Here is a 22,980-nt window from a genome sequence, read left to right as displayed (position 1 = left end):
TATGGAATCTGTAAAACGAGTTTTGATTATTCGCTTCAGTTCGATTGGCGATATTTTACTGACCACGCCTTTCATTCGTCAAACGCGGATTGCTTTTTACAATGCTAAAATAGATTTTGTCGTCAAAAAAAAATTTTTCGAGTTAATCCAGTATAACCCTCACTTAAATACGATTTTCACCTTTGATGATCAAGCGGGGCTGAAAGGGCTTTTAGCCTTAAGAAAAAAAATCAAAGCGCGTAATTACGACTACATCCTGGATTTGCACAACAATATTCGCAGCCGTATTTTGACCTTCAATTTGCCGGCCAAAATTTATCGTATGAAAAAAAATAAATTCAAACGCGCCTTGCTGGTTTATTTTAAAATTAATTTGTTCAGGGAAGTAATCCCTGTTCCGGAAAAATATTTAAATGTAGGCAGGCCGCTTGGAATCAAAGATGATTCTCAGGGACTTGAGTTGTTCTGGAAAGATAGAAATGTAAAAACGTTACGATTCAAGCTAAAAAACGATTTTTTACACGGCAAAATGATAGCCATTGCTCCGGGCGCAGGTTTTCAAACCAAACAATGGCCCATCGAATATTTCAGAAAGTTAATCCAATTAATAGAAGATGAAGGACATTACAAAATTATCTTATTAGGAAACGCGGTTGAAGCAGAAAGCTTTAGACCGCTGGTAACTTCGGAAAGGGTGCTCAATCTGGCTGGTAAGTTGAGTTTGCTGGAGACGGCCTACGTGTTGAATAAGGCAAAATTTGTAGTATCTAATGATTCGGGCGTAATGCACATGGCGGCGGCCGTTCGCACACCCGTTCTGGCAATTTTTGGATCTACCGTTAAAGAATTTGGCTTCTTTCCCTACCGCGCAAAAAGTATTGTTATGGAAAATAATAATCTGTGGTGTCGTCCATGTTCACATGTGGGCAGAAAAAGATGCCCTCTGTTCCATTTTAAATGTATGAAATCGATTCCTCCGCAAATGGTCTTTAACCAATTAAAAAACTGGATGTAAAATGCGAGTTTTGGCCAGAATTATTTATCGCTTTGTGTTTATTCCCATCCTTTTGATTGGCGTTCATATTGCCGGATTGTTTAATAAAAAAATGAAACAGGCCATTTCCGGACGCTATAATGCCATACGTATACTTAGAAAATTAAAGGACGCGCAAAAACCGGCGCTAATGATTCACGCTTCTTCTCTGGGGGAGTTTGAGCATATTCGCCCGATTATTCATCGTCTGGGTGATAAATTCAGAATTATTGTCACTTTTTTTTCGGCATCCGGCTTTGAGCATGCAAAAAAGACCATGCCGGATGAAGTGCATGTTTACTTGCCGTTTGATCTGTTTTGGCTATGGAAAAAGATTTTTAAACAGTTGAAGCCAGAAATATTAATAATTTCCAAGCATGATGTATGGCCCAATCAGGTGCTGGCGGCAAAAAAAATGCACATTCCGCTTTATCTTGTAAATGCGTCGCTTTCCCCAAAGTCGTCGCGTTTAAATGTTTTTTACAGATTCCTTCTGCAAGAAGCCTATGCAGCCTTTGATACGATTTTTACTATTAGTGAAGATGATGCGCGGCGCTTTAAAAAACACTTCAAAATACAACGCGTTAAAGTTGTTGGCGACACAAAATTCGATCAGGTTTTGATTCGAAAGGAAATAGCCCTTAAAAAGGGGTTGTTAAAAAAGAGGTGGATCGACAAAAGGATGCTTGTTTTAGGGAGCATCTGGCCGGAAGACTATAATGCAATAAAAACAGGATTGCTGGATTTAATGCGAAAATACACCGATTTAAAGGTGATCGTCGTTCCGCATCAGCCATCGGAGCAATTTGTCGGACAGCTATTAGATGATTTTTCCTCCTTTGGGGCGTTAACATTTTCTTCAAAAGAAAATCTGCAGACGGAAAGAGCGTTGGTGGTAGATGTGGTGGGCGTGCTGGCCGATCTTTACAAATATGCGGCCTGGGCTTACGTTGGAGGAAGCTTTAAGCAGGGAATTCACAATGTAATGGAAGCGGCCGTTTATGCCATTCCGGTTTTGTTTGGACCCGTTTACGAAAATTCATTTGAAGCGGTTGACCTCGTCAATCAAAACGGCGCTCTGGTAGTACGAACAAACGATGAATTTGTGGAGGTCATGGAAAAGTTAATGACCGATCCAGGGCTGACACAGGTTGTGGGCCGCAAGGCAGGCCAATATGTCCAAAATAAAACAGGCGCTACCGATCGCCTTTTGAAGGCCTTTAAGCTACGGCCATAATCGTAAAAACGTTTTCTCTTCATGCGTTAAGCTACCTGAAATCATGAAAGCGGTAGAGAAAATGGAATGGATGAATCGCTTGTGATTTCAATAGAACATGAAGTACAAAAACAAACTAAAAACCTGTCATTCCCGGTCGACGCGGGAATGACAGGATGAGTGATTGGTTTCAGGAGTTTTCTTCGGCAGTTGTTTGTTCATTGCTTTTTTCATCATCTTCATTCTCAGGTTCATCAGAAAGATTTTTCGTGTCTTCTTCGGTAGGCTGATCATCGTCGTCATCTTCTTCTTCAATTTCACTGTCTTTTCTGGTGAGCAAATTGGTGTTGGTCAACTTTTTATCAAAAATCACATAAGCGATAACCAGGCCTGTAATGCCAACGGCTTCGCCATAACCAATAGTCATATAAGCGGCAATTAAAAAGAAGAAAAAAACAATGTAGGAAGAAATAACCGTGGACAGCGGTATCGAGGAGGCAAGCGCTTCGTAATCTTGCTTTAAATAAAAAAGCTTACTGCCCGTGGGCCCTAAAAGATCAAAAATCCAGTCGTTGACAACGCCCATGGAAATTTGTACCAGGCGAAGAGCATTGTCCAGTATGGGAGCAAGGGAATGCATTAATGGCATGAAAAGGATTGAATAAATGATCAACCCGATCTTTAAAACAAAGGCAAAAAAGAAGATGCCAAAGACTTCGAGAATGGCGATAATGAGGCCATAAAAAACCAGTCGCCAGGGTTGGCCCCAGGTCAAGTGTAAAGACTGAACAGCGGCGCCCAGGCCATCTTCTTCTGAAGTGGAAATGATCACCGGCCCAAAAAACACAGAAACAAACAAACTTAAAGTAAAGAAAACCAGAACCATTCCGGCAAAAATGTATGGCAGAGTGGCTAATGAGTTTAAAATTTCGCCAAACCAGGGAATTTTACCAATTAACGCCATAACAATTGCGCCAAAAATAAAAGGTAAAATTAAAAAAGCAAAGGTAATAAAAATGCCAACCACAGAAAGCGCCTTGCTCCTGGCGAAACGAAGAGCCTGCTTCCATGTGTAAAATAAATTTTCTCTTAAATGCATATAGGCCGCACGGGCAACGGCAACATTCATTAACAGAAGAATAAAGCCCGTTAAAAGAAGGCCAATCCAGTAAATAATGTAAGCATAAAAAGGCAAACCTACGGCATAAGCGCAGGGAAACAACCCATACTTAGCCCATACTTCGGCAATCCCCTGCCCGCCGCTTAAAAAGGCCAGATAGGTAAAAAACAAGTAAACCACATGAGCCGCCATTAGCCCCAACATGGCAAGACCGATGCGCTGGGGGCCAATGGCTTTTCGTGGAGCCTTGAACAAATCTTTGTAATTGAAATAAAAATTGTCCATTTTTGCACCTCCTAAGGTTGGTGAACAATCCAGGCATCTTTAAAGCCAAGAGCTTTTATTTCTTTTAATACCGATTCAGCTTCTGCTCTTGTGGCAAAGCGTCCCAGCAGAACTTTGTACAATTGGTTTTGCAAGCGGTATTCACAGGGGAAATCATAGCGTAAGGAAAGTTGATCGACAATGCTCTGCGCTTTTTGTTTGCTTGTGGTGGCAAAAACCTGAATCTGGTAAAATTCGCTTAAATCGGCAGTTCTTTTCATATTAACGGTTGGGGAAGACGCGGCTGTCTTAATAGGAGTAGATTCCTTGATTGGAATTAAAATTTTTCGCTGTACGGTCCATGCGCCTGGATAGCCCTTTTGTTTGATAAATTCCCGCAATGAATCGGCCTGCTGTCGATAAGGGAAGTCGCCGGCCTGTACTTTAAACAGGTTTTTTTCATGAATCAGGTACACGCTGTCTTTAACCATTGTTTTTAAGTTTTTTAAAAGATTTAATGCGTTAAAAGAATCAACGCTGGCAAAAACTTGAACACGAAAACCGTCAATTTCTTTGAATTTTTTCGACTTTATTTTGGGCGTAATTATTTTTTCGAGTTGAACGACCTCATGATCGGGGGGCGACAGCAAGCCGTCTAAGAAGGGATCGGGAATATCCTCTTTCTGATAAAAGAGTACGCTGTCGATGTTGTCTTTTTCTTTAGATTTTTTAATAAGCGAGGGATGGCAACTGTTTAAAATCAAAGCCGCGCTTAAAATAAAAAAGGCAATTTTGTATTTAAACATTAGTAGATCTCCTTTAAATAGGTCCCGGGGAAATACTGGTTAACCAGGATGTCGTAGTATTTAAACCCTTGTTCAGACATATTTAAGGCGCCCCACTGGCACATACCGACGCCATGGCCATAACCTGCGCCACTAATCAATAAGGTGGAATCGTTTACGGCCTGCATTTTAAATAACAGGCTGGGCAACGCTCCTTTTCCGTTTAGGGAAAAAAACTTACGAATGGAAAAATTGTTCAGTACTACAGAAGTATCGGCGTAGGATATCTCCAGAGATTTTACCCTGCCGGATGCTGTACGCTGTAAAACTTTAAGGGTAAGATGTAGCGCAATCGTATCCTGCGGATTACGCGAAAGGCCAGACTTGTGAAATTTAATCTGGAATAACGAATCGATCTGCTTAAAAGAGAAGGTTTTTTGCCAGCGAAAATGAGGAGAAGGCTGGCAGGCAAATTGATGGCCAACAATATCTTTACGGCTTTTAAGATAAGGAATAGAATCTCCGCCCCAATAATTGGTAATGTCTTCCAGCATGCCGCCGCAGGTAGAGTGAAAATAGGTGCGGGCGAAACGGTCTTTGTACATCAAAACAACGCCGCGCGTGGCCTGGACGGCGGCGCTGGCGAGCCGTGTTTGCCGCTTCAGACTGGCATAAACCTGGTCCCTTACATCAGAGTAAACATGAAACGGTTTTTCGGCATTTTTTTTCATCCGTTCAAGAGCGTACGTGCGGGCGCAAATGGCCTGGGCTTTTAAGGCTTCGAAATAGGAATCTTTGTTTGAAGGCATTTCGCCAACCAGTACGGTTTTTAGGTATTCTTCAAGGTCGATCTGGTTAATCAATAAAATGTTTTGTTGATCACCCAGCATTAAAATGATTTTTCCTTTGTACCAATTTTTATGAAATTCAAAATGACTGTCCTGAGCGTTTTCGGGCGTAAGAGTGACGGTGGCGTTAGAATTAAATACAAACAGACGGTTGTCGCTGTAAAATTTAAAGCCGGATTTTGAAGGAGAAATGTAAAAAAAATTATTTTTTTTGCCAAGTTCGTAAAGCGCTTCTTCCAGTTGCAAAGAATATCGGCCTTCTAAACGAATGGAATCGACGTTATTAAAGCGGGACAGTAAAACTTTAATTTGAGGGGCTCTGGAAACTTTTGTAGGTTTTACGCGCGGCTGGCACGAAAAAATTAACAAAGAAAGAAATAAAAACAGGATGATTTTATATTTCAAATTCCCTCCTCACGCTTTTTAGAATAATTGTTTGAAATTTAAAGAATTCGATGTTAAGATGAAACAAAAATTAAAAATGGAGCAATGAAATGCAACGCCTATCTCAAATTATTTTATTTTTGCTTCTTTTAATTTCGCTGACATTGGTTATCCTAAAACAGCAAATAAGTCCGCCCGTTAAGTGGACGTTTATTTTTGATAATTCCGCAAAGAAGTATGACATCCGGGAAATAGCGGTGGTTGGCGACTTTTCTGACTGGCAAAAATGGTACTACCTGAAAAATGACGGCTCAGGAAAATGGCAAATTACCATTCCACTAAAAGAAGGCTGGCATCTGTACCGCTTTGTGATCAATAATGCGCTGTGGGTTAAAGACCCCATGGTAAAAGCGTATGACGGCCCGTATTCCAATTCTAAAATTTTTGTGTCTTCAAGGCCTATACCAAAAATTGAAAAAACAACGCCGGCAACAGGAAGCTGGCTTTACTTTGCGGTTGATAGTCTGCGTTTTTACTTCAATCAATCGCTTGACAAAATTTTACAAAACTTTGATGTGGAAATTTACATTGATTCGACAAGAATGGAATATGATAAAAAACAGAAGAACATGCTCGCCGTACTGCTTCCTTTATCAGAGGGCGAGCATCAATGGCAGGTGCGCCTGATTGATAAAAAGAAAAAGCGGATGGTGTATGAAAAGGAAGGCATTTATTTTGTAAACCTAAAAAATGTAAAACCCGTTGCAGAAGCCGGCGCCACAAAGATTGTTTTTTTAAACCAGGCGGTCAGGCTGAATGCGGGCATGTCGTTTGATCCGGATTTTGAACCGCTGGTGCGTTATGAATGGCGTCAGGTTGCAGGCAAAAAAGTCAAATTGATGGAAGCTGAAACGCCTTTTGCTACCTTCAAAGCCAACAAGGCCGGCCGCTACAAATTTCGCTTAATGGTCCGGGACTCTGCCGGCGCACAGGTCAGTGACGAGACCGAAGTGATTGTACTGCCAGCGCCCAAAAAGCGCGTTCTTTTTTCCGTGCAATTTAACGACGGGCTTAAGCCGCAAAAAGTATCGCTGGTCGGCGAGTTCAATAACTGGAAGGCCGATGTACATAAGATGCAATGGAATCAGGAGACCCAAAAATGGCAAATAGCTATTGAACTGCCGCCGGGCATCTGGGAATATAAGTACGTTGTAAACGATTCCCTGTGGATGCCGGATCCTCAAAATAAAGAAAAAGTGCCGGACGGCTGGAATGGTTTTAATTCATTAAAACGCGTGGCAGGCAACAAAGTATTTGAAGGGCGCTTTTATTCAAACAGTGAGCAAGCGGAACGGCAACTAAAAGTGGCGTTCGTGCCGGATTCAACAGCCCAAGATGTTAAATTTCACTGGTTTTCGGATATTAACAATCCGGTGAACAAATTAAAGACACGGGCCAACCGTTTAATATTTGATAAAAACTGGCCCCATGGTAATTATTACTACTACCTGGTAATGGAGCATGGCCGGAACTGGTCGGCTCCGCAAAAATTATTGATAAACCATTTTGAAGAAACGGAATGGATGGACCTGCGTAAGACGCCTGCCTGGGCAGATACGTCTGTTTTCTATTCCTTATTTGTACGTAAGTTTACGGCTCAGGGAGATTTAAAAGGCGTTATTTCAGAATTGCCCTATTTAAAACGTCTGGGCGTGGATGCCATCTGGCTATTACCGGTTTATGACGGTCCCACGGAACATGGTTACGCGCCGACTTCATTGTTTACCATCGAAAAAGATTACGGTTCATTAAACGATTACCGCCAATTGATTGCAGAGGCGCACAGGCTGGGCATAAAAGTTATCTTTGATTTTATCGCTAACCATCTTTCAGATCAACACCGTTTTGTAAAAGCCGCGGCCGAAAACCAAAAATCACCGTTGCGCTCCTGGTTTTACTGGAAATCGGACGGTACGTGGGGATATCATAACGACTGGGATACGCTGGTAAATTTGAACTTTAACAATCCGTGGGTCAGGCATTACATTCTAAACTCGGCGTTGTTCTGGTTAAATGTGGGCGTGGACGGTTTTCGATGTGATGTAGCCTGGGCCATACCCCATGATTTTTGGAAGCAATTTCGACGCGTGGTTAAGGAAGTAAATCCGCAATGCCTTTTGTTAAATGAAGTTTTACCACGTCAGTGGATGTTTCATGATTTTGAATTTGACATGTCGTATGACACCGATTTTTATGGCAATGTGCTGGATGTTTTACGGGGCCATAAGCCGCTTTCGGCCATACCTTTTGGGATGGAAAAGAGCGTGACCAACTATCCTCGTTACAGCCAGGTTTTACGTTACCTGGAAAATCACGATCTGCCAAGATTCAATACGTTGTTTGACAAAAAAACCGTTGAAATGATGACGAAAGTTCTTTTTACCGTACCCGGAACGCCGCTTATTTACTACGGTCAGGAATATTATGCCACTCAGATGCGTCCACAGTTTAAACATGGAGATAATGAAAAATGGTTTGACTTTTTTAAAAAGCACATTAAATTAAGAAAACAAAGCGAGGCGCTTAAGCGGGGTGATTTTCAGAATCTTTTAATCGATGATGGTGGGAAGGTGTGGAAATTCGTCAGAAACGGCAAAGAAGACTCTGTAGAAGTGATCGTCAATTTTTCAAATACGGATAAAAAAGTAAAAATCTTACGGAATCCGACGAATTAAGAAGGGAAAGGATATTTTTCGAAGTCTCGACGTTAAAATGAATAACAGTTTTAAAAATATCCGGTGGGATGCAAACAAATGATATCAAAATCAAAGTTACAACAATCGATTCAGGAAATCTTTAATATTTACGCCAAGCGCAATTACACGCTGGCTTTTACTCTTGAATCGATCAATGAAATCTTCGAAATCGGTAACGAAGTTTTCATGCGCAACAATCCGGAAGAGATGGAAAAGCTGGCAAAGCGTCCTAAAAACAAAGCGCCAGATATTTTTGATGATGAGCCCTTTTCCTTTGAGAGAACCTTCGAAATTTATTCGGAGCTCAGCGATCAATTTACCGAAATTTCACCGGAATTAATTCATAAAATTTTTGAACTCAACAGTAAACTGGCCTGGGAAGAATACCGTCAACGGTACAATAAATATATTCTGGAAATTTACAAAGATTATCCCGACGATGAATATATTAATTATCTGGCAACGGTTGTGCTGTATGATCAAAAAGATTTTTCGGAAGGTCTGCGATGCATTAACCGGTCTTTGGCGTTTAACCCCTCTTGCGCTGTGTACACGCATCTTAAAGCCAGGTGTTTAATTCAATTGGGTGAGTTTGAAGCCGCTCGTACCTATCTTTATCAATCGTTGTTTCTTTTGGAGTTGATGCAGGACAATCCTCCCAAAAAGGGGGAGAATAAAGATGTGTATCCCAATTATCCTGTCGATTTTTTTACCTCGGTGGAACAAATTCGCAACGACTTAAGGCAGTTGGACCGCGTGGAATCCCTTTACAAATATCAACTGCTTCCCCTGATTTATTAGTTTAAACGAAGTCAACAAAGCCGCAATCAAAAAGTCTTATTTTAATTTAACCGCCGGTTAAATACTTTCAGCAGCAGAGATAATTCATTACCCGTCAAGCGCTCCGTCTCGAAACCGCTCCCTTCGACTTCGCTCAGGGAGCGGTAAAGAAAATAAATTCTTTGTCTCCCGCATGGTAGGAGACGAGAAATGGCGAAACTTTGTTAAAGCGCATTTATTTTTTTGAAGCTTTTTGTTTAGTGGTAAATTCACCCAAAAATTTTTCTGTTTGATAACCGCTTTTAAGTGCTTTGTGGATCAGTAAATTCAAATTGTTTACGCTACGTTTGGTGCGGGCGCAATCTTTTTGAGGTGTTTTACACTTTTTTAATAGATGTAAAATGAACAGCCAGAACAGCATCTCTTCAAAATTCTCTTTGTTAAAATAAAGAACGCCATTGAATTCATGAAGTTTAATAAAGCGCGCTGTTGACTGTAAATCGAAAAGGTATCTTATTTGTTCTTTTAGCCTGGTAATTTGAGAAAAAGCCAGTCCTTCCGGAAATTGATTTAAAAGGTCCAGTAAAAACAGTCCCCTGTGGCCCACAAACTTCAAATGGTCCAGGTGATCCAGATAATTCGCAAAGATGTTGTCCAGCAGTCGATCCTGAAAGATTTCGTGATCTTCGCTTTGATGGTAAACAGCTTCCAGTAGGTAATAGATCAAATGACTTTGAAACAGACGGAAATCAACAGACGGCTTTTGAAGGTCAAGATTAAAGAAGGATGTTAGCCGATCCGCGAAAGATTCTAAATCCAGTGTATGGTCAGTGAAAAAACAGCTATCGGAAATTATAAAATAATGAGTAAGCTGGGCGGCAACATGATTAATGATTGGGGTTGAAAACGAATCTTTTTGCTCGAGTTGCGCAATATTGGCGACAAAAGCAGAAAGATTGTCACGAAGCCATTTATTAAAATGAGCCGTTGAGGAGCTGTTTTTAAAACCCTCATGAAAGGGGCGTAAAAATTGGGAATCGAGCGCCTGCTCAATGGCTTGATGTAAGGGGCGATAGAGCATTTCTTTCAGAGCGATATTAAGATCCGCAACTCCCTGCCCGTTCAGGTGCTGGCACAACTGGCGGTAGGGTTCGTGCGGTGAATCAAAAACAGGCCGAAAATCAAGATAAACCTGAAATTTGTAGGCGCCTAAATCCACAAACAATCCGCGTTCTTTAATCTCTTTCATCTCTCGAATATAGTGCAGACCGCTAACATGATCGCGAAAAACGATCAGCGCATCTTCAGGGAAATGGAGCTTAAGGCCTTCCCAGAGGGGTTTTTGAACCAATTGGTCTTTGCTTTTAAAAGCGGCAGACAGGTTAATCCATCCGGCGGCATGGGAAAAGCTGTTATTGTAAAGAACGAGGGCTCGTTCTTCATGAAAATAGTTGCTGTAGGCAAACACATTTTCGTTAACCTGGCCGTCGCCGTTATAAAGATCGTACAGCAAGAAATTTTCCACGTCGCTGAAAAGATATCGTTTTTTTAAGAGTGGAGCAATTAGACGAAAATGTTCCTGAACCAGCCAGCTGTCCTCTTCTTCATCCCAGTAGGCGCGGCGGTATTCCATGCCGTATTTTTCGGCAAAACCTTCGATTTGACCGTGACCGAACATGGGCAGACCCGGAAGCGTGGCCAGCATGATGCAAACGCCAAAATATTTATCGCCCTTTCCAAACTGTACAACGGCGGTTTCTTCATCCGGATTGTTCATAAAATTAACGTAGCGTTTAAGAATTTGCGGATTGAATTCCAGCGTCTTTTTAATCAATAGGCGGAACTTATCGTTTTCCTCATTTTTAAGCATGTTCATAAAGGCGCTGTTGTAAACGCGATGCATGCCGAGGGTGCGCACAAAATATCCCTCCATTAACCAGAAGGCTTCGGCCAGCAACAGGGTGTCCGGCGCTTCTTTTTGAACACGATCAACCACCTCGCGCCAGAACTCGTTGGGCATGTGTCGGTCGAATTCGCTTTTGGTCATGCCAAACTGCGCGCGTGAGGGGATATCGCCGCCGTGCCCCGGTTCCGGAAACCACAGACGTTGAAAGTGTTTTTTGGTCAGGGTCATGGCCGCGTCAAAACGAATGATGGGAAATTGCCTGGCAATGTCGATTATTTTTTGAATGACGGCTTCGCGCACTTCGGGATTCAAATAATTGAGTTGGGCGGTATCATTCCAGGGCATGCTGGTTCCGTCGTTACCGTGGTAGATGTATCGAACTTCACCTGCAGGATAGTACACTCTTTTAAACACCACGGCGGCGTCTGTTTTGTCCCAGTACCCATCTTCAATAAAAATGCCGACGTCGTGATGGTCGCACAAATCGGGGCCATTAAAGCTGTATTTGGGAAACGGTGAATAAGGTAGTTGAATAAACCAGTCCGGGTGTTCAATGATCCAGCGTGAATCGATGCCGGTGTGATTGGGCACCATGTCGGTTGCCATGCGAATTCCAAAGCGCCAGGCCCGTTCTTTTAAGTTTTGTAGAGCCGCTTCCCCGCCAAGATCCTGAGCCACCACATAATCGTACAAAGAATAGGCAGAAGCAAGCGCCTCGGTGTTGCCGGTATGCTGTTTGATGCGCTGTGAGGCTCTGCTTCGCTCCCAGATACCAATCAGCCACAGCCCGGTTATGCCGAAACGTGACAGCCGCTCCAGCTCTTCATCGGGAACCTGGTCTAAGGTGGTAATAGGTCGTTCGAATTTTTTGCTGAGTTGATCGAGCCACACATAGGTGCTTTTAGCGATTAATACCAGGCGTGGCATCCAGTGTTCGTCAGGGGTAAAACGCTCCGGCTCGAGGTCTGCGGAATACCGGGGGACGACGCTTGGCCCGGGGCCGAAAGCGGCCTGATTGAAGCGCGCTTTGTGTTCTTCGGTGAGAAAATCAAGCGAAAATAATAAGCGTTTTAAAAAAGATCCGATGTACTTTTCCCAGTGGCGGGCGATGTATTCCAGTTGAGCCTGAATGGAATGCGGAAATTTTTTAGCCGGTTCTCTTAAAAATTCAAACAAAGAGGTCTTCTCCTGTGGGAGAGGCGGCGCTTCGGCAAAAAAATGGTCGAACAAATCAAGCGTTTTTTCAAAGACCGTGGCGCTGGAAAGTTCGGTGGGCTCCATGGCTTTTTTTAAGGGTTTGAATGCAGGATTTAAATGGTCCAACCAGAGCAAAAAGATTTCTTCCAGAATGAGCTGGCTGTTAGGCGTTTGCCCGCTTTTGGCTTTTAAGTAGGCTTTGATGGACATTTCGTTTTTTAAAACAGGGGTGGGTGGATAGTATTCGCAAAAGCCTTCGAGCAGTTTTTGATACGCTTCGGAACCTAATTTTTGCTTAAAATACCGTTCCAGTTGTAAAAGCACGTTTTTTAAAATATGTTTTTGATAAAACTCGACCATGGCATGTTCGATTTCATGAAGCAGACCCAGGGCATTCAATTCGCTGGCCTGAAGGTTCTTGTTCAGGGGACGCAGAGACTCTGCGAGCTTTAGCGCCACCTGTTGGTTTGAGATAATCACATCTCCTTGTTTTTTAAACCATGAATCATGGGTCAAAAGTTGTTGCCGTACGGACTTTTTAAGATGAAATTCTTTTATGGTTGTCATTTACATTTTCTCCATGTTTGCAAAAATGTTGCGCGCCAAAGAAAATAATGCTAAAGAGGTATTTTAGCAAATTGTTTAATCGATTTTCAATTGAGGGATTTCTTTTTTTAAAAAAGAGGTCGCGCTAAAAAGAGTGGTTGTTTAAATCTAAGATTTTTAGGTCGGCTACGCTTTCTAATGTGAACAATTTTGTTTGGAATTCAATTTACCAGTAAATTAGCGCAAAATTTTTAAGAAGAAAAGCGATGAAAGATCATTTAAAACAAAAATTAGCGCCCTATTTTGTCATCCTTGCCGCCAGTTTGTGGGGCGTTGACGGCATTGTGCTACGCCCTTATTTATATCGGCTGCCGGTTGTTCTGGTGGTAATGATTGAAACTTCCATGGCTGCGATTTTAATGACGCCTTTTTTCATTCGTTATTTTGCGCGGCTGCGCTTGTTAAACTATAAAGAGTGGCTGTCCCTGTTGGCCGTTGCGCTTTTTGGCGGGGCGATCGGTACGCTGGCCATTACGCGCGCCATATTTTATGTGAATTATGTTAACCTCTCGGTGGTTGTGCTCATCCAGAAACTACAACCGGTTTTTGCCATAGGGCTGGCGGCGCTTTTTTTAAAAGAGCGTCTTTCTAAAAGATTTTTAAAATGGGCGGCGCTGGCTTTAATCGGCGCCTATTTTATGACCTTCGGCTGGCGGTTGCCCAATTTTTTTACGGGCGACAAAACACTGGAAGCAGCGGGCTTTGCCATGCTGGCCACCATGAGCTTTGCGGCATCGACGGTTTTTAGTAAACGTCTTTTACGACGCATTGATTTTCACTTCGCAACTTATTTACGCTTTCTGGTTACGGCGCTAATCATGGTTGTTGTGGGGGTGTTTACCAATACCTATCAGGCCATTGCGCAAATTACTCCCCAGCAAATTCTGGTTTTTGCGCTCATTATTTTTTCCACGGGAGCGCCGGCCATCTTTCTTTATTACTACGGATTGAGGAAGATTCCCGCTTCTATTGCCACCATTTGCGAGTTGAGTTTTCCGGCCACGGCCATTTTGCTGGAATATTTTGTTCGCCATCGCTTGTTGGATACGGTACAGTGGCTGGGAACTTTTGTATTAATTTTTGCCATTGTGCGTATTTCCATGCGTATTAACGAGTGGCTGGAATGACTCGCAGGAGAAAGAGTGTAAGAGTTTAGGGGTTTAGAAGTTTAGTGGTTTAGGCGTTTATGCTCAGCCACCATGTGGCTCTGTCATTGCGAGGACCCCGCCCTTGCAGGAAACGAGAATTTTTTTTCTTTCCTTACCGCTCCCTGAGCGAAGTCGAAGGGAGCGGTTTCGATACATGGCGCCTGACAGCTAACGAGTGAGGAGTTATCCCTGCAACCAACATAATTTAAGCAGCGCTTAAAAATTAACTCATCACGAATTACGCATCACTCATAACTAATGATAAGTGTACTTGCCTTCAAATTTGTTAAGTGTTTAAATAAATCAAATTTTTTTAACTTGCATCTGCGCTGCCTTAGTAGTCGCTGATCAAATCTTACGTTATTATTTAAACACCTCAAGTTTAATGATTTTCACAGGCGTTTTGGGCAAATCGTTTGCTCCGGTGGCAACGTCGGCGATTTTGTCCACCACATCCAGGCCGCTGGTTACTTTACCGAAAACCGTGTACTGTCCATCCAGGTGGTGGGCCGGTTGCTGCACAATAAAAAACTGTGTGCCGGCGCCGGCTGCAAGGTTGCCAGGGCGAGCCATGGAAACAACGCCCCGGTCGTGTTTAAGATCGTTAAACTCATGCGGAATGTGAACCAGCGGGCCGCCAAGACCGTAGATTTGCACATTTCCGCCTCGAGTGTTGGGGTCTCCGCCCTGAATCATAAAACCTTTAATCACACGGTGAAAAAGCAGGCCATCGTAATATCCGCTTTCGGCGTGCGTAATAAAATTGAAACAGGTAAGGGGCGCCTTTTGCGGAAACAGCTTCAGTTCAATATTGCCGTAATTGGTAACAATGCGCGCTTTTACGCCCTCCATCTCTTCAATTAAAAACTGCATGTTTTGCGCCAGCTTTTCGTACTGCATTAACTTCAATTTTAATTCCTTTATTTGCTTTTTAAGTTGAATATTTTCATCCATCGTTTTCCGATCTTTGCAGGCAGAAAGGATGAGCGATACGCTAAGCAAAAAGAAAAGAACTTTTTTCATTTTTAACCCCCAGTTTTTTCTTTTAAAATTAGGGGGTAAAAGAATTTTTTGCAAAAATAGATATTATTGAACAATTATTGTTCAATATTGGGTCAAAAAACTTTTAAAATTTGGAAAGCCCTTTCTTCCACCGATCATAAAAGTAAAGAAAAACAAGGAGTGAGGCCATGAATGAGCAAGCTCTGCAAAAGCGCTTTGAAGATTTACAGATGCGCCTGCGCATTCTCATCTTGCAAAACAGATCGGAAACCCTGGAGTATGACGAAGAGTTTTTAAGGCAAATTCATGATATTTCCGCCCGCCTGCTGCGCTTAAAAAAACGATTGTCTGCCTCGTCGGAAGCGGAAAACGCACTCTGGGAAATAAGAAAGCGCCTCACAGGGGTTTAAGTCCGTAAGGCGCTTGCCGTTTACTATTGGTCGTCAAACTTTTCCAGCAAGTCCTTAACAGCATCCTTATGAACCATAAAACTCAACATTTTCAATTTGATGAAATCATCTCTGAAAAAGAAATAGCCTTTGTATTCTCCTTTTTGCGATCCGGAAGCGGAATCTTTGATTAAAAACCAGTCATGGCCATATTTGTGAGTGTAGCCAACCAGATGAACGCTGTGGTCATCAGTGGTGGTACGGTTGTAAATACGGAGTTCGCGAGAGTATTGGTTAATTGATTTTTGGGGAAGATCCCAGGGGACAATAATGGCGATGTCGCCTTCATTGTAGCGTCCCGGTTCGCTAACGTCGCCGCCAATGGCCACTGAATAACCGTTCTTTATGGCCTGTTTAATGGTCTTATAAAAAACGTCTAATGGAATGTTCCGGTAGTCTTTGGAATGCCACCAGTTGTCCGGAGCTTCGAATTCGGCTTTGGTGTAAAATGGCGCTTTGATGGTGGACATAAATTCCACATAGTCATCAGGGTTTAGTTTACAATACTGATCCCTGAAGGTAACCGGCGTAAAAGTTTGGCCCTTGTACTCAAAGGACAAAGGCGGTTCACCCATGTATTTGTTCAAAATTTGTTTAATAGTGGCCAGCACAATGTCTTCATCCCAGTAGCCCTTTTCTTTAATGAAATTCAGGTAGTCCTTCATTTCGCGAAACATGCGCGTGTGATTGTAGCGTTCCTGTCCTGGCAACAGGCCGTCATAAACCTGGCGCGGAACAATGCCGTATTGTTTAATGCGCGCAATTGCAGAGTTAGATTCCGAACCCTGACCAAAAAAAGAATCGCCTTTCTCGCGCACAAAGCGTCGGGCTTTTTCCACATATTCCCAGTAAACGACAAACATTTCGGAAAGGCGCACCTTGATTTGATGTTGGCGGTACAGATCGCTTTCCAGAAAGGAAATGGTGGAAAACGACCAGCAGGTGCCGGTGGTGTCCTGATGGGTGGGTTCAAAATGGAAAACCTGCGTCTTAAAATCTTCCATCCGTGGCTTTTTGACCTTATCGAAATTGCCCGTTAAAACCATGCGTTCTGTCGTCCACACTTTTTTCTTCTGATAAAAGGCTTTATCCTGGGCTTTAGAAGACAGAACAAAAATGAGGGAAAATGAGATGGTTAGAGCAAATATGAGAAAGCGTTGCATTTTGGAACCTCCTTGCTTGAAAACAATAAATTTCTCCATGTTATGCCATGGTGCACAAAATTTAAAACATTCTTATTTAAATTCAAATACTTGCGACGGGTCTATGCTCTGAGTAAATTGCAAAGTAAATCAAAAATATAAGGGAACGCCATGTTAGAAGATAGTGTCTGGACTAATATTTTTAGAAAAAAAGAGGGCGAAAAGGAAGATATCCTGAGCGTTCTTAAACGTATCCCCCTTTTTCAGGACCTTTCAAAAAAAGAGCTAAGACAATTAGAGCGCATTTTACATCAACGCACCTACCGTGAGGGCGAGGTGGTGTTTAATGAAGGCGATCCAGGGGTGGGCATGTACATCATCGAAGAGGGCGAAGTGCGCATTACGCTGGGCAGGGATCAGCGCGTTCTGGCTGTGCTTTCCAAGGGAGATTTTTTTGGAGAGATGGCCCTGTTGCTGGAGGCGCCGCGCACGGCTTCTGCCATCGCCAGTAAGCCCAGTATTTTGTACGGTTTTTTTCAACCCGATCTGTTCAGTATTCTGGAAACCTATCCCCGAACCGGTAATAAGATTCTTCTCCGTCTTTCGCAGATGATTGCCGAACGACTGCGCAGAAGCAATATCGAGAATCGGGAATTGAGAGAAAAACTTCAATCTTTATCCGAAAAGGGGAAATAATGGACATTACCATTAACCGCTTTTTGCAAATCGTTTTGTTTGTTGTGGCCATGTTGGCCGTCGGCTGGCTGGTGGTTCAATTGAGTTCGATTATTATTGTTTTTATTATTGGCGCCCTGCTCTCTTACATTCTGGATCCCATCGCCTCTTTTCTGGAATACAAGGGATTGAGCAGGACGGCAGCCACAGGAGTCATCTTTTTCTGCCTGGCGCTCGTTTTAGTTGCCATCATTCTGTTTGTAATTCCGCCTGTTGTTGAACAGGTAAAAGTGATTCAACACAATCTGAGCTCCGGAGAAAGTTCACAGACCATTCAGAATATCGAACAATTTATTCGGCAAAACATTCCTTTTTTAAAAGAATCCAACCTTAATTTACATGCAAAATTAAACGAGGCCGTTCAGCACTTTTCGGATTCTTTGTTTGGGTTGGTGGGCAGTGTGATTTCGATAATCACCACGCTGGTTATTATTCCCTTTGTGGTTTTCTTCTTATTAAAAGACGGGCGGGCGATGATTAAGGGCCTGGTCAGCATTGTTCCCAATCGTTATTTTGAAATGACTTTAAATATGATGTACAAAATCGACCAGCAAATCGGCGGCTATTTGCGCGGCCAGTTTTTTGATGCTTTGATTATTGGCATGATGTCTGTATTTGCGCTGTGGCTGCTGGATGTGCCCTACTTTTTGCTGATCGGCGCTTTTGCCGGTCTGGCGAATATGGTGCCTTACGTGGGCCCGTTAACGGGTACGATTTTAGCCGTACTGGTTGTGTTTATTAGCAACGGACAGTTCAATCAAATGGCGATGGTTGCCGGGGCCTTTGCCGTAATACAGCTGCTGGACAATGTGGTCGTTCAGCCGTTGGTGGTGGCGCGCAGCGTCCAGATGCATCCTTTACTGGTCATTTTTGCGGTCATTGCCGGCGGACAATTTTTTGGGATTCTGGGAATGTTTTTAGCCGTTCCGGCCGCTGCGATTGTAAAAGTTTTTGTCATGGAAATGTACCATACCTACAAAAAAGTTAATTTTGCCATGTAAGTTGAGAGGCGTGATGGAAGAAAAAAAGAGCATACTCGAATATGTACCGGTGCTGGCTTTTATTGCCAGTTATTTTTTGTTACATCTATTTGACTGGATGGAAACCACCCAATTTTTACTGGCATCCATCATCGGCACTTTAACCTATGGCTTGCTGGTCGCCGATCTAAAAATGGAACATAAAGGGAAAAAGTGGAACTATCGACAGTTAAATTTTTTTATTGGCCTGCTCACTGTTTTTAACCTTGTATTGTTTTTTCAGAGTTTTTTGCACTGGCGGCGGATGGTTAGCAATATCGCCCGCGTATCTATCATGTACGTTTTGTTAATCATTTTTATTGCCATTCTTTTTCGGGCGATCCGCGTTTACTCCTACCACAAAACCATGCTGGAGAATAAGAAAAAATGATAAAAGGCAATCTATGGTGCACTCAATCATAAATGAGATAAAAAACATCCATGATCATAAAAAAATAGTGATTCATAAGGTGGTATGCTAAATAATCTCTTTTGCGCGCTACATATTAATTTCCGAAGGCCGCGAAGCCGCAACCTAAATCAACCTAAACGCGCGAAAAGTAATTTTCTCGCAGATTACGCAAATAATTGCAGGAGAAGTGACATGGTATTAATCGAATTCAGCATGTTTCCTCTTGATAAGGGGGAAAGCCTTTCGCCCTATGTGGCGAGGATTCTGGATATTATTGACAAAAGCGGAGTCAATTATCGCCTGAATCCCATGGGTACCGTGCTGGAAGGCGACTATGATGAGGTGATGGGCGTGGTGCGCCAGTGTTTTAAGGCCCTGGAGAAAGATTGTCGCCGCATTTCCATGACCCTGAAAATGGATTATCGAAAGTCCAATGAAAGCAGACTGGAAAAGAAAATTCAAAAGGTGGAATCTATTTTAAAGAGAGAGCTGAAAAAATAATGCGTAAACTATTTGTTTTAGTCCTCGTCCCCCTGCTGATCTTTGCCGGGGACAATCTGGAAGATCAAATTCGTAAGGCGCGCCAGAAGGTCTTCCCCGCTCTGGTACACATTCAGCCCATTAAAGAATTTGTGGATTCGGGCGAGCCGCAAAAAGTGCAGGTAACGGGTAGCGGATTTATCTTTTCGGAAGACGGCTATGTGTTGACCAATAACCATGTGGCGGAAAAAGCGCGTTTTGTTATGTGCACGCTATCTTCTAAAAAAGAAGTGGAAGCGGAGGTGATCGGTCTGGACCCCTGGACAGACCTGGCCGTGCTCAAGCTAAAACTGGGAAAAAACGGACTTAAAAAAGTGCCCTTTGCCAGGCTGGGCAACAGCGACGGATTGCAGGTGGGCCAGGTAGTGCTGGCTTTAGGTTCGCCTTTGGGCCTGGCGCGTTCGCTGACTCTGGGCGTAATCAGCTCCGTGGACCGCTATTTTGACCAGTCCGGCAGCATGACTTCGCCCTACAATTTGTGGATTCAAACCGACGCGGCAATTAACCCGGGCAATTCGGGTGGCCCGCTGGTAAATCTGAAAGGCGAGGTGATTGGCATTAACGCCAGGGCCATTACTTTTGGCGAGAATCTGGGCTTTGCCATTCCCATTAATACGGCAAAGTTTGTGATTAAGCAGTTAATGGAAAAGGGCGAGGTGGAAAGGGCCTGGATCGGCGCGGAATGGCAGGAAATTAAAGGGCTGCGCGCCTATCTCAATAAACCAGATTTGCAGGGCGTTTTGCTGCGCGAAGTGGAAAAAAATTCTCCGGCGGAAAAAGCAGGCTTAAAAGCCGGTTTTGTGGTTACGGAAATCAACGGGAAAAAAGTTGCGGCCGTCTATCAGGAAGAGCTGCCCAAAGTGCGCTTGCTGGTTTCCACTCTTCCGGTGGGCAAACAGATCACTTTGAAATATCTGGATCAGCACCTGCGCCCCGGTCAGGTTTCACTCGTGCCCAAAAAGCAGGGGAAGTTCAGCGGAAATGAATATTATTGTAAAGAGTGGGGCATGTCCGTCAAGGAGATTACGCCGCGCATCCGAAAAAATTTCCGCTTAAGTGAGGCGGACAGGGTGTTGATTACCGGCGTTCAACTGGGTGGCCCGGCGCAGGAAGCCGGGGTGTTTAGAGCCGCGGTGCTGACCAAAATAGACGATCAGCCCATTAAAAGCATCGACCAGTTCATCACCAATTACGAAAATCAGTACAGCAAAGACGGAAAAGATCATCTGTTGTGGCTAAAAATCGGCGATGTGAATCGTTTTGCGTTAATTAAAGGAAAAGACAGCCAATGAAGTATCTGTTTCATCTTATTTTATTGTTGAGTTTTATCATAAACGCGCAGGCGCAAAAAAGCTGGCAAAAAATAAATGAGCGCTACTCCGACAAAGTGGTGGTCATTAGTTATTTTGAGCCATTGCTTTCCTTTGAAGAAATTAAAGATAAAGAAAGAGTAAAGCGTTATTTAACCGGCATTGTGGTCGATGAGCGCGGCTTAATTATGACCTCTGCCGCCATTTATCCGGCGAACATTGAATTTTCGGCTTCGGCCAATATGATGGCTTCGGCGCAGCTGCCGTCGGATATTAAGGTTAAATGGGGCAACGGTAAAGAGCTGCCGGCAGAATTTATCGGCAAAGATGAAGACCTGAGCATCGCTTTTATTCGTCTCAAAGATTCGGTAAGCACCCGGCCGGTGCAATTTCAAAACAAAGGCCAATTACAGCTCGGCCAAAAAATCATCCTGCTGCACCATCTGCCGGCAAGTTACGATTTTGCAAACATAATGATTGAGCGGCGCATCAACGCCCTTTCGGACGAGGGAGAAAAGCGGTTCTATTTTGAAAACAACTTTTTGTCCTTAAGCGATTTTGGCCTGGCCCTGGATGAAAACGGCAACGCTATCGGTTACCACTATCTGGGACGGGAAAACGTTAGGCGAAGAATGCCTTTTGCCAATGTGGGCGCCGGTCAGCTGGGCCGCATCGTGCTGTTTGAAAGATTTGCCCCGCTGATTAAAGAGCCGCCGTTTTTTAAACACAAGGCCACCGTTCGGAAAAAATGGCTGGGCATTTACATGCAACCGTTTACCAGAGATTTAGCGCGCTATTTTGGGCAGCCGGAATTGCACGGCGTTCTGGTCAGCACCATTATTCAAAATTCGCCGGCTGAAGCGGCAGGATTACTGCCCGGCGATGTCATTACCAGAATGAACGATGTTCCGCTAAAGGCAGATAAAGAAAGCGATTTAAATATCTTCCGCCAGATGATTCGCAGCCAGACGGTGGACACCATTACGCTGGAGATTTTCCGCAAAAACCATTTTTTGCTTAAAAAAGTGAACCTGCGCGGCTCTCCCATCAGCCAGTTTATGGCCGAAGAGATTGCCAATCAGAAGCTGGGATTCAGTGCAAAGGAATTGACAAGGGATGTCATTTTAAGCAGAAATCTGGAGCCGGATACGCGCGGCGTTTGGGTGAGTCGCGTGGAACGCGCCGGCTGGGCGGATATTGCCGGGTTACAAATCGGCGATTTAATTGAAACGGTGAACGAGACGCCCATCGAAACGTTAGACGATCTTAAAAAGGTACTTAAGGAAATTGAGCGGCAAAAACCGAAATTCGTAAAAATGTTTATTCAGCGCAACGGCAGCACGCGATTCTTATTTATTAAAACCAATTATCAACAAACAAATCGGGGAGATGAATGATGGATTTGTTGAAGATGATCTTTGATAAACAATACGAACTCAATAAACGCATTTTAAAAGAACGACACGGACAGGATTACGATCGGCTGTGCGATCAAAATAACAATGATCCTGAAACCGTTGCCGAGCGCGTGAAGTGGTTGTTAAACTACAATCGGGCGCAAATTCACGAATCGATCGAGCTGGAGGATTCACTCCCCTGGAAATGGTGGAAAGATATGGATGAAATCGACTGGGATAATATTCGTATTGAACTGATTGACGAATTACATTTTTGGGTTAGTAAATGCCAGTTGGTTGGATTGGATCCGCAAAAACTGGCCGATCTGTATTTGAAAAAGAATCAACTCAACCAGATTCGGCAGGATAAAGGCTATGGCTCAAAATATTCCAAATACGATGAGAACGGCGTGGAAGACAATAAACGTCTGGATGAAATATTAAAAGAAGAACAGAAGGGAAACGATTCTTAAGTCCTAATAAATTTTAGATTTGCTTTGAAGGCATGGCCCGGTACATTTGCTTTTGCGCGGCCTGCGCATTCAGTCGCACAGATATTTCATTACCTGTCAGGCATTACGTATTCACAGGAATATTCGCGCGCTCAGGCGGTAGATCTTTCCAGCTAAGGCAGCAAAGCCGCAACCAAAATCAACCGCGTTTTGCTTAAAGTAATTTTCTCGCAGATTACGCCAATAATCGCAGAAAATGATTAAACAAACCATTCTGAGACTAAAACTAAGCATATCGGCGCTATTCCCCCCGAGGGTGTCTCAAAAGCGATATCAAATGTATATTTATAAAAAAATAGGGAAAAGTTTACAATAGCCCTCACCCCCTTTCCAAGAAAAAGAGTCTGGGAGAGTAGGAAGAACTGTTCGTTGGAAATTTTTCTTCAATGATGTTCAATATTTGCGCATTTGTAAATTTC

General features: G+C 43.3%; 19 protein-coding genes. 13 read left to right on the top strand and 6 right to left on the bottom strand.

What is annotated here, in order from left to right; translation table 11 throughout:
• Window position 1: 1 nt before the first annotated feature.
• Entirely contained in the window at window positions 2–1,015 is a 1,014-nt protein-coding gene (locus Cabys_RS19505) for a glycosyltransferase family 9 protein (RefSeq protein ID WP_006927628.1), read from the top strand.
• Window position 1,016: 1 nt separating this feature from the next.
• Window positions 1,017–2,270, top strand: a complete 1,254-nt coding sequence (locus Cabys_RS19500) for a 3-deoxy-D-manno-octulosonic acid transferase (RefSeq protein ID WP_006927629.1) — start codon at window positions 1,017–1,019, stop codon at window positions 2,268–2,270.
• 169 nt (window positions 2,271–2,439) lie between these two features.
• Here the strand turns inward: Cabys_RS19500 and Cabys_RS19495 are convergent, their stop codons facing one another.
• From Cabys_RS19495 to Cabys_RS19485, 3 genes are read right to left on the bottom strand one after another with little or no spacing between them, the layout of a single operon-like run.
• A complete protein-coding gene (locus Cabys_RS19495; RefSeq protein WP_006927630.1) occupies window positions 2,440–3,654 on the bottom strand; it encodes a hypothetical protein in 1,215 nt (404 codons plus the stop codon).
• 11 nt (window positions 3,655–3,665) lie between these two features.
• Entirely contained in the window at window positions 3,666–4,439 is a 774-nt protein-coding gene (locus tag Cabys_RS19490) for an SPOR domain-containing protein (protein WP_006927631.1), read from the bottom strand.
• Window positions 4,439–5,671: a SpoIID/LytB domain-containing protein gene (locus tag Cabys_RS19485; RefSeq protein ID WP_006927632.1), complete on the bottom strand. Its 1,233-nt coding sequence runs from the start codon at window positions 5,669–5,671 to the stop codon at window positions 4,439–4,441. The genes Cabys_RS19490 and Cabys_RS19485 overlap by 1 nt, the downstream gene beginning before the upstream one ends.
• A gap of 89 nt (window positions 5,672–5,760) precedes the next feature.
• On the opposite strand from Cabys_RS19485, the gene Cabys_RS19480 reads away from it, so the two are divergent.
• A complete protein-coding gene (locus Cabys_RS19480) occupies window positions 5,761–8,385 on the top strand; it encodes an alpha-amylase family glycosyl hydrolase (RefSeq protein ID WP_006927633.1) in 2,625 nt (874 codons plus the stop codon).
• Between the two features lie 78 nt (window positions 8,386–8,463).
• Entirely contained in the window at window positions 8,464–9,207 is a 744-nt protein-coding gene (locus Cabys_RS19475; RefSeq protein ID WP_006927634.1) for a tetratricopeptide repeat protein, read from the top strand.
• A gap of 214 nt (window positions 9,208–9,421) precedes the next feature.
• Here Cabys_RS19475 and Cabys_RS19470 read toward each other — a convergent pair whose 3' ends face one another.
• Window positions 9,422–12,856, bottom strand: coding sequence for an alpha-amylase family glycosyl hydrolase (locus tag Cabys_RS19470; protein WP_006927635.1), 3,435 nt, complete (start codon window positions 12,854–12,856; stop codon window positions 9,422–9,424).
• A 245-nt stretch (window positions 12,857–13,101) separates the two neighbouring features.
• On the opposite strand from Cabys_RS19470, the gene Cabys_RS19465 reads away from it, so the two are divergent.
• On the top strand, window positions 13,102–14,022 hold the full coding sequence (locus Cabys_RS19465) for a DMT family transporter (RefSeq protein ID WP_006927636.1): 921 nt from the start codon (window positions 13,102–13,104) through the stop codon (window positions 14,020–14,022).
• A gap of 384 nt (window positions 14,023–14,406) precedes the next feature.
• Here Cabys_RS19465 and Cabys_RS19460 read toward each other — a convergent pair whose 3' ends face one another.
• Entirely contained in the window at window positions 14,407–15,066 is a 660-nt protein-coding gene (locus Cabys_RS19460) for a peptidylprolyl isomerase (protein WP_006927637.1), read from the bottom strand.
• Window positions 15,067–15,233: 167 nt separating this feature from the next.
• Here Cabys_RS19460 and Cabys_RS19455 point away from each other — a divergent pair, with 167 nt between their 5' ends.
• On the top strand, window positions 15,234–15,455 hold the full coding sequence (locus Cabys_RS19455) for a hypothetical protein (RefSeq protein WP_006927638.1): 222 nt from the start codon (window positions 15,234–15,236) through the stop codon (window positions 15,453–15,455).
• A 23-nt stretch (window positions 15,456–15,478) separates the two neighbouring features.
• Here Cabys_RS19455 and Cabys_RS19450 read toward each other — a convergent pair whose 3' ends face one another.
• Window positions 15,479–16,657, bottom strand: a complete 1,179-nt coding sequence (locus tag Cabys_RS19450) for a C1 family peptidase (protein WP_006927639.1) — start codon at window positions 16,655–16,657, stop codon at window positions 15,479–15,481.
• Window positions 16,658–16,807: 150 nt separating this feature from the next.
• On the opposite strand from Cabys_RS19450, the gene Cabys_RS19445 reads away from it, so the two are divergent.
• The 7 genes from Cabys_RS19445 (at window position 16,808) to Cabys_RS19415 (ending at window position 22,522) form a co-directional block, all read left to right on the top strand.
• Window positions 16,808–17,332, top strand: a complete 525-nt coding sequence (locus Cabys_RS19445; RefSeq protein ID WP_006927640.1) for a cyclic nucleotide-binding domain-containing protein — start codon at window positions 16,808–16,810, stop codon at window positions 17,330–17,332.
• Window positions 17,332–18,372 carry an AI-2E family transporter gene (locus tag Cabys_RS19440; RefSeq protein ID WP_006927641.1) on the top strand — a complete coding sequence of 347 codons (1,041 nt, stop codon included), beginning with the start codon at window positions 17,332–17,334 and terminating at the stop codon, window positions 18,370–18,372. Before Cabys_RS19445 ends, Cabys_RS19440 begins: the two co-directional genes overlap by 1 nt.
• Window positions 18,373–18,385: 13 nt before the next feature.
• Window positions 18,386–18,781 (top strand): hypothetical protein, encoded by a 396-nt coding sequence (locus tag Cabys_RS19435; RefSeq protein ID WP_006927642.1) that lies wholly within the window; start codon window positions 18,386–18,388, stop codon window positions 18,779–18,781.
• A gap of 213 nt (window positions 18,782–18,994) precedes the next feature.
• A complete protein-coding gene (locus tag Cabys_RS19430) occupies window positions 18,995–19,303 on the top strand; it encodes an MTH1187 family thiamine-binding protein (RefSeq protein ID WP_006927643.1) in 309 nt (102 codons plus the stop codon).
• Entirely contained in the window at window positions 19,303–20,634 is a 1,332-nt protein-coding gene (locus Cabys_RS19425; protein ID WP_006927644.1) for a trypsin-like peptidase domain-containing protein, read from the top strand. Before Cabys_RS19430 ends, Cabys_RS19425 begins: the two co-directional genes overlap by 1 nt.
• On the top strand, window positions 20,631–22,049 hold the full coding sequence (locus Cabys_RS19420; RefSeq protein ID WP_006927645.1) for a PDZ domain-containing protein: 1,419 nt from the start codon (window positions 20,631–20,633) through the stop codon (window positions 22,047–22,049). Before Cabys_RS19425 ends, Cabys_RS19420 begins: the two co-directional genes overlap by 4 nt.
• Window positions 22,046–22,522, top strand: a complete 477-nt coding sequence (locus tag Cabys_RS19415) for a dUTPase (RefSeq protein WP_071777811.1) — start codon at window positions 22,046–22,048, stop codon at window positions 22,520–22,522. The genes Cabys_RS19420 and Cabys_RS19415 overlap by 4 nt, the downstream gene beginning before the upstream one ends.
• The last annotated feature ends 458 nt before the right edge of the window (window positions 22,523–22,980 follow it).

It is taken from the genome of Caldithrix abyssi DSM 13497 (genome assembly GCF_001886815.1).
GTDB lineage: Bacteria > Calditrichota > Calditrichia > Calditrichales > Calditrichaceae > Caldithrix > Caldithrix abyssi.
This window is presented reverse-complemented; position numbering and strand designations above follow the sequence as displayed.